Source organism: Thauera sp. WH-2, from assembly GCF_048321015.1.
Lineage (GTDB): Bacteria > Pseudomonadota > Gammaproteobacteria > Burkholderiales > Rhodocyclaceae > Thauera.
In genome coordinates this window covers 1-1,799 of the sequence record NZ_JBLWFG010000025.1, presented here as the reverse complement: position 1 = coordinate 1,799, position 1,799 = coordinate 1, and the positions used below count along the sequence as shown (strand labels likewise).

1 protein-coding gene is annotated in these 1,799 nt (G+C 64.4%); it reads right to left on the bottom strand.

Annotation, left to right across the window (positions count from 1 at the left end; all coding sequences use genetic code 11):
- Position 1: 1 nt before the first annotated feature.
- Positions 2-1,702, bottom strand: coding sequence for an IS1634 family transposase (locus ACNKW1_RS15695; protein ID WP_418365510.1), 1,701 nt, complete (start codon positions 1,700-1,702; stop codon positions 2-4).
- Positions 1,703-1,799 lie beyond the last annotated feature (97 nt).

The following is a 1,799-nucleotide window of genomic DNA, read 5'->3' as shown; positions in this document are numbered from 1 at the left end:
ACTACAACAGCGCCAGCTGCTCCGGCGCCGCGGGCTTTTCGATTCCTAAGGCATGAAGCACCTCGTTCTGCTCTGTGCTGATCGTCGACACCCCCGCCACCGGCTCGCCGCCGTTCAGGCGTACCCGGTGATGCTGAATGCGCTGCAGTTGTTCGAGTGCCCGCTCGGGCGTGTAACCCGCGTCGGCGGCCTTGAGGCGGCTACGCATCACCCGGTGCAGGATCAACGCCATGAAACAGATCGACGCATGGGCGCGGATCCGCTCGGGCAGGCGGTGATACACCGGGCCGATGTCGATCTCGGACTTGAGCACCTTGAAGCCGCGCTCGATGTCGGCGAGCGACTTGTAGCGCTGAATCACCTTCTGTGCGGACAAGCCCTCGGCGTTGGTGACCAGCAGCAGCTTGCCGTCCATCATTTCGGCAAGACGCTTGGCCTTGTCGTCGATGTGGTAGCTGAAGAGCTCCTCGCCCAGATCCACCTTGATGATGCGCGACAGGTGCGCTTCGCTGACCGCATGATAGAAGCGCGCCTTGGCGCCACTGTCCGAGAGCTTGCGCCCCCTGTACTTCACGCCTTCATCCTGCTCGGTGAGCTTGCCCGTCCATTGGTCCGCCTGGCGGGTCAGCGCGTCGATGCGCTCGTTGCGCTGTTGGGTCTTCGTTGCTGCCGTCACTGGATCGTGCGCGACCACCAGCCGCAGGTCGTTCCAGGCCTGCTCCGAGATCACTTCCTGAGTGGCGGTGGCGCACTGCTGTTCGTGGAAGGGTTCGAGCAGCTCGATGAACTCGTTGTATCGCCGGCCCGGCACCGCGACGATGAATTCGAGCGGCTTGCCACTGGCCAGGCGCACAGCCTTCAGCGCTTCCAGATTGTCCAGGCTGAGCAGCCCCCGGTCAGCGACCAGCACCAGGCGCTGCACCGACGGGAAACGCTCGAGCACCTTGGTGAGCGTGGGCAGCAAGGTGCGCGTCTCAGCCGTGTTGCCGTCGAACACTTCGTGGTAGATCGGCAGGCCCTCGGCGGTCTGCACCACGCCGAGCATGAACTGGCGGGCGATGAGTCCTTCCTTGGCCATGCCGTACTGGCGCACGTCACCGGCCTGCTGGCTGAGCCCTTCGCTACGGATCGTGGTGAGGTCGTAGAAGACCACCGACAGATCCTGATCGATCAGCGGGCGCAGCAGTCCGGCGACCACCGCATCGACCTCGTCCTGGTGATCCATCATCGCGTCGAGGCTGCGCAGCAACTGCTGGTGCGTCACCGCCTTTGGCCCGAAGTCGGGCAGCGCCACGGTCTGCACCCAGCGCAGTACGCCAAGCTTGGATTCGGGGTCGCACAGGCGGTTGAGCACCATCAGGCGGATCAGCGCCTCCACGTCTGTGGTGCGCCGCGTGCGGCGAAACACCCGCCGCAGATCCGAGAACCCGAGCGACTTCCACAGTTCGGTCAGCGCCCACACGTTACCGAGTGCCCGCGCGGACTCGAACGATACCGTCGGCGCCGGCGGCTTGGCCCCCATCGGTTCACGGCCGGTGACCTTCAGAAGGCCGTTGATGACCGCGTCGAGCGAACCATCGACCTGCTCGGCGCGGCCGAGCGTGGCGACGGTGCGCTTCTTCACCCGTCCGGCCTCGTCGCGATAGGACTCGACGAGTTGGACGTAGCGGCGGCCTCCGGAGGTGGTGAGCTTGACGTGCATGCCGCTACTTTAATGACCTACAAAGCAGCGTCAAGTTTGAGGATGAATGTTACAAACGTGCCACCACAGAGCTTTTGCGGTCGCGGCCTTCAAACCC

Excerpts from the sequence above, each read along its gene's own strand:
- ACNKW1_RS15695 (WP_418365510.1), bottom strand. The coding sequence starts at position 1,702 with ATGCACGTCAAGCTCACCACCTCCGGAGGCCGCCGCTACGTCCAACTC.